The organism is Methanomassiliicoccales archaeon LGM-DZ1 (assembly GCA_030168595.1).
Taxonomy (GTDB): Archaea; Thermoplasmatota; Thermoplasmata; order Methanomassiliicoccales; family Methanomethylophilaceae; genus Methanomethylophilus.
The window spans coordinates 1,472,757-1,488,528 of record CP115556.1; the positions used below are offsets into that span (position 1 = coordinate 1,472,757).

At 56.4% G+C, this 15,772-nt stretch carries 15 protein-coding genes; 3 read left to right on the forward strand and 12 right to left on the reverse strand.

The genetic code is table 11. From position 1 onward, the window contains the following. The 6 genes from O8W32_07430 to O8W32_07455 all read right to left on the reverse strand — a co-directional run bounded on the left by O8W32_07430 (nucleotide 1) and on the right by O8W32_07455 (nucleotide 4,396). A complete protein-coding gene (locus tag O8W32_07430; GenBank protein ID WII08992.1) occupies nucleotides 1-711 on the reverse strand; it encodes a tetratricopeptide repeat protein in 711 nt (236 codons plus the stop codon). 52 nt (nucleotides 712-763) lie between these two features. Then, on the reverse strand, nucleotides 764-1,225 hold the full coding sequence (locus O8W32_07435) for a hypothetical protein (GenBank protein ID WII08993.1): 462 nt from the start codon (nucleotides 1,223-1,225) through the stop codon (nucleotides 764-766). Between the two features lie 24 nt (nucleotides 1,226-1,249). Continuing rightward, on the reverse strand, nucleotides 1,250-1,558 hold the full coding sequence (locus O8W32_07440) for a hypothetical protein (GenBank protein ID WII08994.1): 309 nt from the start codon (nucleotides 1,556-1,558) through the stop codon (nucleotides 1,250-1,252). Nucleotides 1,559-1,733: 175 nt separating this feature from the next. Beyond that, complete coding sequence (locus O8W32_07445) at nucleotides 1,734-2,894, reverse strand: FprA family A-type flavoprotein (protein WII08995.1); 1,161 nt, start codon at nucleotides 2,892-2,894, stop codon at nucleotides 1,734-1,736. A gap of 163 nt (nucleotides 2,895-3,057) precedes the next feature. Then, complete coding sequence (locus tag O8W32_07450; protein WII08996.1) at nucleotides 3,058-3,780, reverse strand: tetratricopeptide repeat protein; 723 nt, start codon at nucleotides 3,778-3,780, stop codon at nucleotides 3,058-3,060. A gap of 76 nt (nucleotides 3,781-3,856) precedes the next feature. After that, complete coding sequence (locus tag O8W32_07455; protein WII08997.1) at nucleotides 3,857-4,396, reverse strand: hypothetical protein; 540 nt, start codon at nucleotides 4,394-4,396, stop codon at nucleotides 3,857-3,859. A 154-nt stretch (nucleotides 4,397-4,550) separates the two neighbouring features. Here O8W32_07455 and O8W32_07460 point away from each other — a divergent pair, with 154 nt between their 5' ends. Beyond that, on the forward strand, nucleotides 4,551-6,485 hold the full coding sequence (locus O8W32_07460) for a histidine phosphatase family protein (GenBank protein ID WII08998.1): 1,935 nt from the start codon (nucleotides 4,551-4,553) through the stop codon (nucleotides 6,483-6,485). Between the two features lie 74 nt (nucleotides 6,486-6,559). On the opposite strand, the gene O8W32_07465 is transcribed toward O8W32_07460, so the two are convergent. Continuing rightward, nucleotides 6,560-8,506, reverse strand: coding sequence for a WD40 repeat domain-containing protein (locus O8W32_07465; protein WII08999.1), 1,947 nt, complete (start codon nucleotides 8,504-8,506; stop codon nucleotides 6,560-6,562). A 334-nt stretch (nucleotides 8,507-8,840) separates the two neighbouring features. Here O8W32_07465 and O8W32_07470 point away from each other — a divergent pair, with 334 nt between their 5' ends. Beyond that, entirely contained in the window at nucleotides 8,841-9,212 is a 372-nt protein-coding gene (locus O8W32_07470; protein WII09000.1) for a hypothetical protein, read from the forward strand. Between the two features lie 56 nt (nucleotides 9,213-9,268). Then, on the forward strand, nucleotides 9,269-9,697 hold the full coding sequence (locus O8W32_07475) for a hypothetical protein (GenBank protein WII09001.1): 429 nt from the start codon (nucleotides 9,269-9,271) through the stop codon (nucleotides 9,695-9,697). A gap of 173 nt (nucleotides 9,698-9,870) precedes the next feature. Here O8W32_07475 and dcm read toward each other — a convergent pair whose 3' ends face one another. Genes dcm through O8W32_07500 form a run of 5 tightly spaced genes read right to left on the reverse strand, consistent with a single transcriptional unit; the run spans nucleotide 9,871 to nucleotide 15,771 of the window. Continuing rightward, nucleotides 9,871-10,971, reverse strand: a complete 1,101-nt coding sequence (dcm, locus tag O8W32_07480; GenBank protein ID WII09002.1) for a DNA (cytosine-5-)-methyltransferase — start codon at nucleotides 10,969-10,971, stop codon at nucleotides 9,871-9,873. Further along, nucleotides 10,863-11,993, reverse strand: coding sequence for a PD-(D/E)XK motif protein (locus O8W32_07485; protein WII09003.1), 1,131 nt, complete (start codon nucleotides 11,991-11,993; stop codon nucleotides 10,863-10,865). The genes dcm and O8W32_07485 overlap by 109 nt, the downstream gene beginning before the upstream one ends. After that, on the reverse strand, nucleotides 11,990-12,721 hold the full coding sequence (locus tag O8W32_07490) for a hypothetical protein (protein WII09004.1): 732 nt from the start codon (nucleotides 12,719-12,721) through the stop codon (nucleotides 11,990-11,992). The genes O8W32_07485 and O8W32_07490 overlap by 4 nt, the downstream gene beginning before the upstream one ends. 54 nt (nucleotides 12,722-12,775) lie before the next feature. Beyond that, a complete protein-coding gene (locus O8W32_07495; GenBank protein ID WII09005.1) occupies nucleotides 12,776-13,789 on the reverse strand; it encodes a hypothetical protein in 1,014 nt (337 codons plus the stop codon). Beyond that, entirely contained in the window at nucleotides 13,786-15,771 is a 1,986-nt protein-coding gene (locus O8W32_07500) for a hypothetical protein (protein WII09006.1), read from the reverse strand. Before O8W32_07500 ends, O8W32_07495 begins: the two co-directional genes overlap by 4 nt. Nucleotide 15,772: the final 1 nt, after the last annotated feature.

Here is a 15,772-nt window from a genome sequence, read left to right on the forward strand (position 1 = left end):
TCATTCTCCCTTCCCGGACCCGTTCATCTCCCTATCTATCCTGGCTATGATGGGGGCGGCGTCGGTGCGCCCGGCGGCGAACGCCTTCATGAAGTATTCCCGCGCGGTCTTCAGGTCCCTCTCGCACCCGTCTCCGGTCAGGAAGAGCTCGGCGGTGTCGAACTGGGCGTTGGCGAGGCCGCGGTCGGCGGCCGCCTTGCAGTAGGCGAACGCTTTCTCCCTGTCCTTCTCCACGCCTGCGCCCTCATGGTAGAGGTGCGCGATGGCGTATTCCGCCTCCACGACCCCTTCGCGCATGGCGTTGTGGTACAGCGCCGCCGCCTTCGCATAATCGCGGTCGCATCCGACCCCGTGCTCGTACATGGACCCGAGGTTGTAGACGGCGACCTTGCTCCCGGCCTCGATCGCCCTGCAGGTCCAGTACATCCCCCTCTCGGGGGAGTGCTGTACCTCCTTGTCGGAGCAGTACATCAGCCCCAGCTCGCACATGGCGTCCGCGCTGCCGTTCTCCGCGCCTTTGCGGAACCACATGAACGCCTTCTTCCTGTCCTTCGGGCATCCGATCCCGAAGTACAGCATGTTCCCGACGCGGAACTGGCACTCTGCGTCGCCGGCCTCCGCTCCCTCGGAGAAGAGCGAGAACGCCTTCCCGAAGTCCCTCTGCATGAAGGCCTCTTTGCCCTCTGCCAGGGGGCCCTCTGTCTCAGTCATGGGCGAATGATGGCGCGGGTTGTAGATAATACGTTCCCGCATGCGGGAGCCGTCAGAGACGGCCGTTCCGACCCTCGTCCCACTCTCTGAATCCGAATCCGTAGAGCCTCTCGTTCCAGTCCTCCCACTCGTGGTGCTCCTCCTGAACAGCGTCGAGGTCGAGCATCTTGGATATGCCGTAGAGGGTGATGAACCAGAGCTTGTAGTCCGATTCCTCGCAGCCGTCCTCGGTCTCGTGCACGTCCGTACTGTAGAGAAGGCCTTCCTTCTCTCCGCGCTCCAGGACTTTCTTGAACCAGGCGGGGCCGTGATGCCCGTCCCTGAGCCATTTGCGCTTGCCGAAGACGGCCTCAGCGTCGAATATGGACAGCGATCTGTCCCTGAAGTCCGCGTCGCGGTAGCAGTAGCAGAACCATACTGCCTCCAGCAGGGGGTCTGTCTGCCCCATCTTCCCGTCCTTGTACCTGATGGGCACGGAATCTTCCGTGGCCTTCTTTCTGTTGTTCCCGGCCATGGCCTCTCCTCCTTCGGCAGGCGCTCATTCTGCGGCGGCCTTCCCGCGCTCGGTCTTCCGGAGCGCCGCGATCTCGAGCTCGTCGGCCCTGAGCATGAGCTCGCGGGCGCGGACCGGGTCCTCGGTGCTGCAGTCCCCTTCCTCGTACATGCGGGCCATCTCGCGCACGGCGCTCGGGTCGTCGGAGATCTCGGCGCTGTAGTAGAGGGCCCTGGCGAAGCTTATGTCGCGGGGGACGCCGTTCCCCGACCAGTACATCCTGCCGAGGATGATGCAGGAGCGTGCATCCCCTATCCTCGGCATTACCGGAGTGTTCTTAGTTACGTTTTCCATGTAAGATAGATGGCGCCCGGAGTATTTATAATTACTTGTTATTACGTTTTATTTGTATTATGATTCCCGCGGGAATCCCGGGAAGGATCGCGGGAAAGAGGCCTGCGGAACGGAAACGGGCACAGAACGGAATGCCGGGAGAGGGCTGAGATCCGTCCCTCCCCCGGCGGCCGCTTCATTCAAGGAGGGATTTCGTCAGGCTCTCGATCTGCGCCATGTTCTCCTCGGTAGGCGCTGAGGAGATGGTAACATTATTCTCGGCTGCGGAGATGCCTTCGGCCTCGGACAGGATCTCCCTCATGATCTTCCCGGAGCGGGGGCCGAAGGAACCGTTCTCGATGATGCCGACCCGGCGGGAGCCGTACTTCTTGGAGACCAGCTCCTCCAGGAAGATCTTCATGCGGGGGTTGAGCCCGCCCTCGTAGGTGGTGGCGGCGACGATCATCGCCGGGTGCCTGAAGGCCGCTTCGATCGCGTACGAGGCGTCCTGCTCCATGAGGTCGACGAAGGTGGCGGGCCTGCCCATCTTCCTTGCAGTTTCCGCCGCATGCTCGGCGGCCCTCTTCGTGTTGCCGTAGAAGGAGGCGCAGATGACGGCGATGCCGTCATCCTCGGGCTCGTACGACGCCCATCCCCTGTAGATGGAGACGTACTTCCCGATGCCCTCCTCCAGGGGGCATCCGTGCAGGGGGCAGATCCTGGCTATGTCCAGCCCGGAGGCCTTGTCCAGGACCTTCAGCACGGCGGCGCCGAACTTCCCGACGATGTTGAAGTAGTACCGGCGGGCCCCTGCCATCCACTCGTAATCTGCTGAGCCGGGGCCGAAACGGCCCCAGGCGTCCACCGAGAACAGCGTCCTCTCGGCCGGAAGGTACGACATGATCACCTCGGGCCAGTGGACGTTGGGGGCCTCGATGAACTTCAGCTGCGTCCCCCCGCCCAGGTCGAGGACGTCGCCCTCCTTCACGGTGTCCGTCACCGCGGACATGTCGGCGTTCAGGAACTGGTTCATCATCCTCAGGGCCTTGGCCGAGGCGACGATCCTCGCCCCGGGGAACATGGAGAGCACCCTCTTCATGCTCGAGGAGTGGTCGGGCTCCATGTGGTGGACGACGTAGTAGTCCACGGTCCGCCCGCCGAGCGCTTCGAGGAGCTCCTCCGCCCACCTGTCCGCCACGGACTCGTCGGGGGCGTCGAGGAGGGCGGTCTTCTCCCCTTTCACGATGTAGGTGTTGTACGCCATGCCGTCGGGGACGGGGTACTGGGACTCGAAAGGGTGCCCGCTGAGGTCGTCCTCGGAGACTAGCGTGACGGAATCGGAGATCTTCCTGATCATGGTTAACGCCGAGGGGATTCGTCATGATGTATTAAACGGAACCGCGGAAGGACGGGGGCGCATGTCGCGGGAACAAGGAAAGGTCTCGGGCCTGCGCCCGCGGCCCGGGCAGAAGTCAGAGATAGGTCTGGAGGGAGGAAGGGCCGGCGCAGGGGGAGCGGTATCAGCGGATCCCCTTGGCCATCTCTCCTTTCACGAAGGCGATCCTGGGCTCGGCGTCCTTCACCCCGAGCGACCGCGCCTTCTCGAAATACTGCAGCGCGGTTGCATACGACCTCTGCACGCCGTCCCCCTCGAGGTACAGCACGCCGGTGTCGTAGCAGGCGTCAGGGTGGCCGGCATCTGCGGCGGCCCGGCACAGCTCCGCGGCCTTCGCGAGGTCCTTCGCGCACCCGTACCCGTTGTGGTACATGTGCGCGAGGCAGTATTCCGCCTGGACCACGCCGCGGTCGGCGGCCTGCTCGTAGAGCGCCACCGCCTGCGCGTAGTCGGTGTCCACGCCCTGCCCCCTCTCGTAGAGGGTCCCGAGGTTGTAGAAGGCCTGGGGGTAGCCGGCGCCGGCGGCGGCCTTCAGCCATTCGAAGGCCTTCCTGTCCGACTGCTGGACCCCGTTCCCGAGATGGTACAGCATCCCGGTCTCGTTCATCGCTGCGGGGGACCCCGCCTCGGCGGCCTTGCGGTACCAGATCAGCGCCTTCTTGGTGTCCGCCTCGGTCCCGCGGCCGTAGTAGTAGAGGCCGCCGAGGCGCACCATCGCCTCCGGGTTGCCCGCAGCGGCGCTTTCGAGGTAGTACTCGAACGCGCCCTTCCAGTCCTCTTTCTTGAAGCACTCAATGCCTGCCTGGAGGTCTCCGTCCTTCAGGTATGAATCGATGTCGTATGCCATCCGAACCGCTCTCTTCTGACGGGGATAAAGGCGGAGGTTGATATCATAGGTTGCGGACGTGTGCGGCCCGGCGCTCTCAGCGCCTGCCCGAGGCGGACTTCGCCAGCCCTGCGAGCGAGAGGATGAAGACCAGGGCGAAGCACGCCAGGGCCATCCATGCTCCGAGCTCGGGGGAGACGTCGTATGCGGTCTTCACGCCGAGGATGCTGTATTCGGTGGTGCCGAACCTGTCCCAGAGGACGAAGGCCGCGGTGACCCCGGCCCCGGCCAGGCCGAGGACGGTGCCGGCGGCCAGGGAGCCGGCGCCTTTGGATCCTCTTGCGAGCCCGGCGGCGCAGGCGATGACGGTCAGCGCCGCGATGATGATTGCGGCATAAGGCACGTAAACGTGCCAGTCGTCGACGGCGACGGTGTTCCCATCGCTGTCGATCTCGGTGAAGAACTTCTTCCCGGCGACATCGAGGCCTGTGCTGGAATCGGTGCTGGTCGCGTTCCCCAGCAGGCTGCTGCTCACGGTGACGGTCTCGGACGCCCAGTCGGCGAACACCGAGAACGCGGCCGCGGCCGAGATGACGATGACCAGCACGGCGATCATGGCGGATGCGTTGCCTTTCATTTCCCATCACATTCTCCCATCATGTTATCAGAGAGAGGCGATGCTGTCCGTGTTTATCAAACAGAGCCGGCGGCCGCCTCAGGTCATGGGAAATTGCCGCACGGAATGGGACCCGGCGCAACAGTGATTAACCGCCCCGACATGGCCCGTGCATATGGAAGAGCGGCCGGCGCTGGTTTCCCGTGACGGGAGGTACCACACGGACCTGCTGAGCGTGCCGCTCTACGGCAGGAGGTTCGGCAGGGTCCTGCCGTTCTCGGAGGGGCTGTCGGCCGTCAGGGACGGGGCCTCCGCGTACCACATCGGATACGATGGGGAGCCCGCCTACAGTGCCAGATTCCTCGATGCATACTCCTTCTTCGAGGGTCTGGCCGCCGTCAGGGATGGTTCGGGCTGGTTCCATATCCGGAAGGACGGCTCGCCCGCGTATCGGATGAGGTTCCGCTGGTGCGGGAGCTTCAGGGAGGGGATGTGCGCCGTCCGGAAGGAGGGCGGGAGGTACGCGTTCCTCGATCAGGGATTCAATGTCTCAGGGGATTTTCTTTGGGCGGGGGATTACTCGGAAGGTTATGCTCCGGTAATCTCCGCGGACGGGAAGGCGTTCCACGTCCGGAAGGACGGGGAGCCCCTCTACTCAGAGAGGTTCCTGGAGTGCGGGGATTTCCATGAGGGGATGGCTCCGGTCAGGGACGGCAGGGGATGGTTCAGGATCGACGCCTCCGGGAAGGAGATCGACCGGGAGCGTTACGGCAGCATCGTCTGCAAGGGCTGCGGGGAATGGAGGGCGGTCCGCGGGAAGGAGGCGCTGCTGCTGGCAGGCGGGAGAGTACATCATCTTCTTGACCTGCCCGGGAGAACCTCCCCGACGTACAGCGGCGATCCCTGGTGGTTCTCCGACATCTCCGGGATGCGCTGGGACTCCTGCGTGCTGGTCATGAGGCACTCGGCCAGGGACCGTTTCTCCCGCGCCGACTTCCAGATCCACTCCCCGTCCCTGAACGCGCAGGGGGAGTCGCTGGCGCGCGCCGCCGGCAGGGCCGTGAGGAAGGCGCTGGAGTATCACGGCTGCCGCCTCGAGGTGTTCTCCAGCCCGGTGCAGAGGTGCATGCAGACGGCAGGGTTCATCTCGGACGAATGCGGCGGCCCGGGCCCGGTGCCGTCGGAGGTCCTCGGGGAGCCCGGGACGCCGTTCGTGTCCGATGAGACCGCCGTCGAGCAGACATGGAAGGATTACCCCGTGTCCGAGATCACCTTCTGCGACCTCGCGGGCGCAGGCACGCCCGGGCTGTTCCCTCCTGAGAAGAACGCCGAGCTCCTGCTGAAGGCGCTGAGGCCGAAGCTGGAGGAGGGCGGGCTGCTGACCGTGTGCGTGACCCACGACCTGTACCTGATGAGGGTCATCGGCTACCTCGCGGGGAGGTACCCGGACGACACCTGGGCGGATTTCTGCGAGGGGTTCATGCTCATCAGGCGCGGGAAGGAGGAGCTCTTCGTTTGGAAGGGGAAGGAATACCCGCTGCCGGACAGGTTCCCGCGGAAGGAGATCGACACGGCGCCGCTGTGGAGAAGGAAAGAGCTCCCTTCCGAAGCATCTGGATCGTATGATCTCGGAGAAGGCATGAGGTTCGAGGGCGGATGGATCCTCGATGCCTCCGGGAGGAGGATCGGCGGGCCGTACGCCTGGGCCGGGAAGGCGGAGAACGGCATGGTGCCGTTCCGGCGGGAGGACGGCAGCTGCGGGCACATCGGGGACAATGGGATGCAGCCGTACCGGTTCAGGTTCGATGATGCCGATCCCTTCTCGGGGACGGCGGCGCCGGTATGGAAGGACGGCCTCGGGTGCACGTTCATCTCCGACGCGGGAGAACTGCTGCTGGATGACTGGCACATCGAATGCAGGCCTTACTCTGAGGGATATGCGGCCGCCAGGGATGCGGACGGGTGGCACCACATCGATGCTTACGGGAGGCCGCTGTACTCCGAGAGGTATGATGAAGCGGGGGAGTTCAGGAACGGGGAAGCGCTGTGCAGGGACGCCGGCGGGGATCTGTGGCTGGCAGACTCCGAAGGCAGAAGGACAAGACTGTAAATGTTGAGGGAACAGGGGTTTTAAGGATCAGATGCCCGGTCCCGGCGGCAGGGGCCCGGGCATCTGAATTTCATTCAGTCTTCTTTTTCTCCGCAGACCCAGATCGAGAACGGCCCTGCATCGCAGAACTCTTCGGACCATTCTTCGGCGGCCCTCTTCGCCTGATAGTCTGCATCATCATCCGGATGCACTGCCTCCGATACGATGTTCATCTTCCCATCGACCGCGATGGTCCTGTCTCCGTCCCTGACGAACGCCCCGTCCGGGCCGTTCCTGCCGGCGAGCGTCCCGCGGACCGTGCTTCCGTTCCGGGGGTACACCTTCCCGTCGGCCAGGTCGATGCAGACGATCCTGGAGGCGCTGTTCCAGACTGTTTCCCCGGTACCCTTCTCCGAAAGCCTGAGGAAGATGCGCTTCCCGTCTTCCGAGACCATCGCGTTGCCGGCGTTGCCTGATTCGGCATACGCGCCGGAATCATGGATGAACGTCAGCCCGTCAGGGGCGTAGAGCGTGTTCCTGCGGCCTTCTCCGGCGTTTATCCGGGAGAGCGTTCCCGTCTCCCTGTCGATCATCCTGACGCAGACGAGGGAGCCGGCCTCGCTGTCATCCTTGCCGAAGCAGCCGACCGCCGCATACTCGCTTCCGGTCCCGGGATAGACAGACGTGCTGCCCGGAGCGCTCGGCAGGAGCTCCCTGACGGCCTTGAGTCCATCTCCGGCCAGCTTCATGTAGGTGAAGCGGCGGGGGCGCTCGCGGTTCCCGGTAGGCCTGCAGGCGATCATGCGCGGCCCGCTTACCGCGAGCACCTCATCCGCAGGCACCCAGTCGGAGTACGGGCCCGCATCGACGGCCACGGACGCACCTTCCGCCGGCCTGATCGCGAGATCATCCAGGGACATCCTGCCGGGGGTGAGGATCACGGTCCCGTCTCCGATCTTCGGCACGCGCTCATTGACCAATGACAGCATCCCGCCGCCGCTGTACCCGCAGATCTGCCAGATCCCCTTGGCGGAGATATCGGTTCCCAGGCCGAGGAAGAGGATCGGCCTGCGCTCGGAGGGCCTTTTCATGAGCATCTCGGGCAGATGCATCTCCTCGGCATCTCCGTCCGGGCCTACAGTGAAATTCCTGTAAGTGTCGAAGACCCAGAACCTTCCGTTGTGCCAGATGGCGCGGGCGCCGGGGCTGAGCTCTTTATTCTTCGCGGCAGCCCCTTCCGCGCATGCTTTCGATCCGGAGGCGATGTCCAGGACCGCGATGTTTTTCCCTCCGCAGAAGAGCAGGCTCCCGTCGCTGCTCAGCGCCGAGACGCAGAAGCCCGAGCCGTCGGGGCCGTCAAGCCTGAAGCCTGCCGTCTGCTCGGGCTCCTCCCCGTCGATTCTGTAGGCGTACGCCCGCCCGCCGATGCAGAACGACACGCTGCGCCCGTCGTCCGACCAGGATGGCTCGGAAGGCTCTCCTTCGCAGTTGCTGAGCAGCTCAGCCATCTCCATGGTCTCGATGTCCCAGACCGAGACGCTGTCATGGTCTGCGACGGCGATGAGGGACGAGTCCGGAGAGAAAGAGTACTTCCTGCCCGGCCCGCGGGAGGGTATCGTGAAGAGGGGCATCATGGAGCCGACGGAGATGACCGTCAGCTCCCCCCTCCTTTCAAGGTTGGCCGCGAGGGCGCCGTCGCGGGAGAGGCCGATCTTCCCTGCTTTCATCGGGTATTCGGGGAAGATGCCGTACTGCGGGACGAACCCGAAGCGCCTGCAGATCTCCAGCAGCCTCGCGGTCTTCTCGGAGGGGAGATCGCCCTTGGTCTCTGAAGTGCTGTCCTTCTGCCTGCTCCAGGTCCTGAGGAGGCGGTCGGCGGCGCTGGCGGCCGCGCGGAAAACATGGTCCTCTTCCGGAAGGTTCTCGGGGTCGTCCCAGCTGCAGCAGGAGAAGACCACTTCCAGGCGGGCCTCGATGTTCTGGATCCTGAGCTCGTCGCTGTCGAGCCTCTGGGCCAGAGTGAGCTTTGAGAAGTCTGCCACGGAGTTCCCTCCTCAGAGGTTCCTGCCGTGTCCGCGGCCGGAGTCGTTCGTGAGCAGTACGTATCCTGTCAGATAGAATTTTGCAATCATCTTAACCAGTTCTCGCAGCGGTTGTTTCCAACCGCCACGGACAAACCGGACCACTCCCGCAAACCGGGAGTGAGGATGCGCACGGTCTTCGAAATCGCTGATTGCAGTATCGGCGGAGACGGTATAAAAAATTGACGAAAATGAGCGATTTTTCTCGGGAACTATCGCGTAATTGATGAGAATAAAGGACGAAACCCGACCGTCATCCCAGTCAAAGAGGCAGGTGGGATGCGAGAAGGATTTGATGTCCGAGCTCATAAAGGTCTGGGATTCCCCGGACCGGGTGATGATCCACGGCGGCACGGTTTACTCGGTCATCGAGACCGAGACCGCCATAGTGCGGAAGGCGTCCGGCAGCCGGAATCTCGGCGATCTGGATGACCCAGACGGCGAGTGGGAGATCATGCTCCCCAGGGACCCCCGCTTCGCGGAGGTCCCGGAGAGCATGAGGATGAAGGCGTGCGCCTGCTACGATGCCAAGAGCGCAGCAGAGGAGCGCGACAAGATGCAGAAGGCGCTCAAGGGCATCGAGGCGAAGCTCAGGGCGACGGACCCCTGGGCGGCCGTGAACAGCCTGAAGGGCATCGCGGCGGCTATGCCGAGTTCTTCGACCTGAAGGCCGAGGGCGGGAAACTGATCATCGGGAGGAAGCGCAACGCCGTATCGTTCGCGATGAACCGCGAGGGCATGTTCGTGATGTTCTCCTACGGCGTGGGATCGTGGGAGGAGATGATATCCGACTACGACTGCCGGGCCTATGTGGAGCAGGCGTTCCACGTCCTCAAGAACGACCTGGACGGCGGGCGCTGGCGCACCGCCGACCCTCAGACGGCCAGGGGCCGCCTGGCGGTCAAGTTCGTAGCGCTGATACTCTGGTTCACCCTGTCGGGGAAACTGCGGGACGCGGAAGGAAGGGTCCCGGTGCAGTCGGCGCTGCAGTCCCTGGACACGGCGATGGCGATAGGGGACGGCAGGAAGTGGAGGGTGACCGAGATCACGGCCAGGAGCCGCAGGCTCCTGGCGACCCTCGGCGTCCCGATGCCGGGGAGGATCGTCGAGACGGAGCCTTATGACTTCATCCCGAAGAAGTACCTAGATTGAGTGAGAATTTCGGAGTGAGAGCAGGGCGCAGGCCTCTGGCAATGAGCGGACCCAGCGGAAACTGGGCTTTGGTAAAGCGTATGTCAAACTCGGATTTTTACCACAAAAAAAGAACATCCAGAACCAACATCATATCTCCAGACATGTTGAAGAATCTCTGAATAAATCGAATATCAATCAATCTTAGTCAAATCATGGTTGTATTTTTTAGAGTCAGGCACACGCACTTTATAATTTTTAATCTCTTTTTTCGATTTCAAACTCTTCATCATCTCGAGACCGACATAGTAAACAACATCTATCGCCACGGAGTTTCCGAAAAGTTTGTATGCGTATGTTTTTGAGACATCGATTTTGAAATCATCAGGAAATCCCTGAATTCTTGCAAATTCTCTAGGCGTCAGGGCCCTTATATTCTCGCTGTTGATCGGAGTTTTCCTGTGTGTTTTGGTTGTCCGGTCATTGCCGATTTTATCATCACGGATAAGATTTCTTTCTCTTCCCATACCGCCGCCCATCAGTGTATTGGGAATGTCGCCTGGTTTCAAAATACAATAGCCGAAACCGCGGCCTTCCTCATGCTGTTTTTTCTTATGATTTTTCAGACAATCTAGATATCCTTGTGACAGATAATATTCGTTCGGAACCCTGACAGCAGTCATAACCGATTCCAGAGTTTTCTTGTCTTCCTCATTCGGAGTCGTCGGTTTCGGATAATCGAATTTATCTATTCCTAAATCCTCTCTAAAACCTACGATGTAAATCCTCTTCCTTTTCTGTGGAACCCCGTAATCCGAAGCATCCAAGATTTGAGGATCTGGTACATAATAACCTAATTTATTCAGGCGGCTCAGAATGTGTTCCAGGGTTTTTCCTTTATCCTGAGAGACAAGGCCTACCACGTTCTCGAGCAGGAAAGCTTTCGGTTTACATATTCCTAAGATTTTATCAATATAGTCGAAGAGTTTTCCCCGATCGTCCTTAAACCCATTTCTTTTTCCAGCCATGGAAAAGGCCTGACAGGGGAACCCTCCAACAAGGATGTCGAACTCGCCTAATTCTTTCTTAACTTGATCGGTTTTTTCCCACGGCAGTTTTGTAATATCTCCGTAGAGTTTGGGCTCGTCTCCGAAATTATCTTCGTAAACTTTTGCAGCATTCGGCTCTATTTCCGAAGCGAATACGCATTTTCCGCCGAGATCCTCCATGGCCATGCGCATCCCGCCAATTCCTGCGAAAAGGTCGATGAATCTGAAGTCGGGACTGTCTGCCATGAATCACTTTCCTCACATACCGCAATGCTATTAATTCGTTGCTTATGATTTAAATCGAGTACATGGGACGTTTTGAGTCCTGATAAATCAATCTCGTAACTGATTTTTCCGATATTCTTCGGCTTCTTTCCGTCGACGAACGCCTTGGTAATGTCAGGGAAATCTTCGTCAACTGGGAATACTTTCTCTTCAATCAGATTGTAAGCAAGTTTGTGTTCGCTGCTGTTTTTCACATTCAGTTTGTTTTCAATTTTGGAACAAAGATCATCTTTGCTGAATCCCAGGTTGACGAGACTGCTTACTACACTCTTTAAAGTCAGGTTACCGGTAGGCGTTGACTCGAACCTATAGAAAACTAGTGTCCCCGCCTTCATTACCTGATATTCTTCCGAAACGATAATCGACATCCCGCTGCGTTGAATTGTCGATTTAACTTCGAAATTCAGATTTTGAGTTCCGTTGGAGGCTATAACATCATTGATGTCGCCGTCTGGACCTACCCAAATGATATTCTGATATCCTTTGATTTTCAATTCTTTAAGGAGAAGAAGTTCTCCGATGATTTGATACGTTCTAGAATGCTTTTGTTTGTTTCCCACCAGTTTTTTCCAATTATCCGCCCATTCATCTGGATTGGCGATGTTGTTTTCCAGTGTCCCCGAACTGGGAAAGAGGAAAGATTCGCATACGCAGAGGAAGGAATTCTTCACATACCTTTCATTGCGGCAGCATAACATCAATCCCGAATGAACGGATCCGCTGAAGGAAATCTGCTCCGAATGTATCGACATACCGGAGAATTCCTCGTTGAAATCCTTATCTCCCGTACTGCATTCAATCAGGAAGCCTATTGTGCTGGAATTGTAGATTCCGAATAGAGCATGACCTCCGACAGTATTCTCAAACGGGTAATCCTTGCCTTTCACCGCATCAACAAGGAATGAATCCAGTTCACTCATTATCTTTGAACGGACATCCTCTAATCCAATCTCGTCATCGGAGATAATTGCTTTCTTGTTCATTTGCTCACTTCCTGAAACAGCTGTGAAACATATTCTGAGACTCCCCCGCTCATAAGTTCGGGCTCGGTTATCTGCATCCGGGCGATGTTAAGGTGGAGGACCCGACTCAGTAGATTGCCCGGCGCCATATCCTGCCTCATCATTCCAGAGTAATGGGTGATTATCTCATTGTATACTACAATTGGATACCCCTCACGTCCCGAACGCTCAACAATCTGGGAGATGTCGTCCGACTGATTGTACCTCAAAAGCTTCACCGTAGCGACCAGGTCGGCATCGAATCCCTCTCCTGTGTTCTGCCAGCTGAGGTAGAGATACCACCAGAGCATCTTACCGTAATATCTGCGTCTGTTGGCATAGAACCTATCAGGATTAAGCCCCGCTTTCCCGTCTTTCGTATAATAGGGAAAACGATCCATGATAATATCTGGAATGACAAATCTGTTTATATATAGCCAGATTTCATCATCGGAAGCATCGCGAACAGTGAATCCGTTTCTGTTGAGGATGCTCATGAACGTCCCCGCCATCTCTAGGTCCATGCCGTATTGCTGAGAATGGGCAAAGTAACTCCTGGTTGTGATCTTCTCTTTACAGACGTCGTACGCTTTTTTGATGTCGCTGCGGATTTCAGAATATTCGGCAGGGATTTCCGGATTCCTGATCAGTTCGATATTTTCATCATAGTACTCAGAATCCGAGTTCATCCGATTGACGAAATTCTTCATCTGGACCATTTTGTAGCGGCCCCAGTTCATCTTTTCATCTCCGAATACAACTTGTTACGTATCTTTTCGGAAAGATAGATTGCATTGTTCCCGTCTGTTTTGAAGTTCTTCAGCATTAACCAACATTCGGAAAGACTGTTGCTTCCCGACCCTGTCGGGATTTTGATTCAGTTTCAGCATATAACCAACATAAAGTGAAACACTGTCGGGTTCGACCCTGTCGGGATTCAGATTCAGGATTTCCTTCCATGATGCTTCATCCATCTCTGATTTCACTTTCTCTATTATTTGTAAAATCGCTTCGGCATAGATTTCCGACAGAGCCCATCTGTCTCCGCTTTTGCGTTCTGGATTGAGGCTTTCGAATCTTTGATGATTTGAATTCAGAAACAGGCACACACTGTCATTGAAACTGTCTTTGAACGGATCCGTCCATTCTGTTTCCAGTTTCCAGAGGAGATGGCTCTTCGAACTCTCGAAGGGAATCACCCGAGTCGGGAAATCATTAGGCTCTTTGTCCAGCATTACCGTGATGGGGACCCCGACATGTGCCAGAACTGTTCCTTCCATGTCTGCGTAGCCGGGGAGGACCGAATCTTCCCTCGTCTTCTTCAGATATAAGATGAACCTCATTGTAAATGAATCAAGAACCGTCTTAGGAGGTATTCTGAAGGAAAATGCCAATTCCGACCGTTCCTGCATTTCAGAGATCGATCCATCGAAGTGGATTGTTCTGCGCAGCGATGTTTTGATTGACGATATCACTGCTGCCACACCCAGTTCCGTTCCCGGTCCAGCTATTCCTGATTTTTTATCGAAAAAAACATTTGGCTTAGAGACCGTGCATTTACAGGAAACGCAGATTTCATCATCCTTAGTCCATTCGCTGTCAGCTCCCGGAAGTTCTATCATATCATCAGTTGATTTTTTCGACTTCGATATTTTGAGAATCTTCCCTTCTTTTTCAAACTCGAATTCCGGTTCTGTCAGAATGATCCCAGACCTGTCCAGAAGGACAGGACTTAGCTGTTTGTAGAAAGAGAATGAAACGTCCGGCATACCTGTCATCTCCTCCCGACAATGCTTATGATTGGCTCAATTGCGAACTCTGAACGGTGGATTTTGATTTTCAGGTAAATGGTTGCATGCGCATGCTCGGTACATACGAGCACCTCTGTGTTGTTAATCTCCGACCTTGCTTTCGAGACACCATTGCTTCTGAGAAAATCATTATCCCTATCCCCGCATTCTACGCTGAGAATCTCTGTGCTGAGAACCCAATACGGAAACTCGGTGCCGATGCTTTTTTTCCACTCCGCCTCTCCTACAAATGAACCGTCATCGCCCTGACCTGCAACTCCAAATTCGATGTTTACAGACTGGTAGGAATTCATATCAACTTCGACTGTCAATATTGTGCAGTCACAGGCCTGTTCGGTTCCGACAATTTTCAGTGCAGGTTCAGTCTTGATGTTCTTTGTTTTTCTGGAGGTGTTCCCTCCTTCCGAAGCGGGCACTGCACTCTGCCAGATGGAAAATCCTTCTGGAGGGAACAGAGCTTCTGCAACTCTCCTGCCATAAGTGATTTTTCTGCCGCGTTCCAGATCCCCGTCATCCCCAGCCAGACTTTCTTTGAGTGATCTGATTACACCTGAACGAATCCTGGAAATCAAATCTCCAATTTCCAGATTTCTTTTGTCTTCCCAATAATAATGGTCAGATTTCTCACAATCGCGGACGCATTCCTCGATTGTGCGATATTTGCTTCCTGGATATTCTTCGTTCTGATTCAATCTGAATACTGCAATGAGATATTGATTCTCATCCGTCTCAGGGATTGATTTGATGAATTTTTCATCATCATACGAATTGAACATCCCAGATTGTCTCACATAAAGGACGATGGGTCTGTTCCCTTTGATTCCCTCGCGATTGATTCCGCAAACGAGATAGGGGTTGTCGAATGTCTGTCCGCTGATTAAATTTTCTTTCGTTAGGACAGCCCATGCCAGATAGCCGACTTCAATCAATTTCTTTTTTTTGTTTATTGTCTGGATCGAGATTTTTTTCGATTCAATACGGAAATCCTCAATAGTTCCGCTGATGCCTGGGAATGTATGGTTATATATCTGCTGTACGGCTTTGAATGTCGGGAATTCCAGAATCACCGGCTTTCCATTGACCGATGGAAGCAGTAGCGGGGGATCGTGTTTTGTTCCCAACATCCTCGGGCAGTACCACTTTTGGATCTGCATACCAATATACGACTCTACAGAATTGGTCCACCAAGCTTTTCTGGCTTCGACATCATCTTCTGGCCAGGTTTCCCTCAGCAAGCCTCCGATGTCAACTGATGGAATGATGATTGACGTGCCAGTGTCCTCACCTTCATATGGCCTGAGTCCGAATATATCCAGTATATCAGAAATTTCCCTTTCATCGGTAATCGGGAGAACATCTGATATTCCTGAGTCTTCGACGACATTGCCCCATAGTGTTATCCCTAGCCAATTTTTCTCTTCGCAGATGCGAATGTCATCATTGATCCATACGCCAATCAGCCTGGATTCAAAAGCATCTTTAGTTGTGATGCGTGTATAGAAAATCGCCATGCCGCAGCCCAGGGAATAATAGATTGTTTTCCCTATACCCCAAGAGCCGCCGGATTCTTCGTGTTTCGAACTGTCCATTATCCCTTTGACCAGGTTGATAAAATTGCAGTCTTCCGGTGACTTTTCAGCATCTTTCATGGCCGTCGGGCCAGTAAGTCCAGTTGTTCCTCTGTCACGTATGCACAGAAAGTCCCCTGTCATTTTCAGAGCAGCCTGTTCCAGTGAATCGAAATGTGGGACCAATTCGAAGGGAGAGTACTTTCCGATGGTGAAATCTACCTGCACCGGCCCTGATTCTCTGTCGGCGGCATCGAGGCTGTTTTGAATGGATTCCCTGACCAACAGTTCTAGTCGTATCCTGTCTCCTGATTGGTTGATGTTTCTGATGGATGATGCTTTCAGAGAATAAATCCCTCTTTTCAGGTTGTATGCATCCACA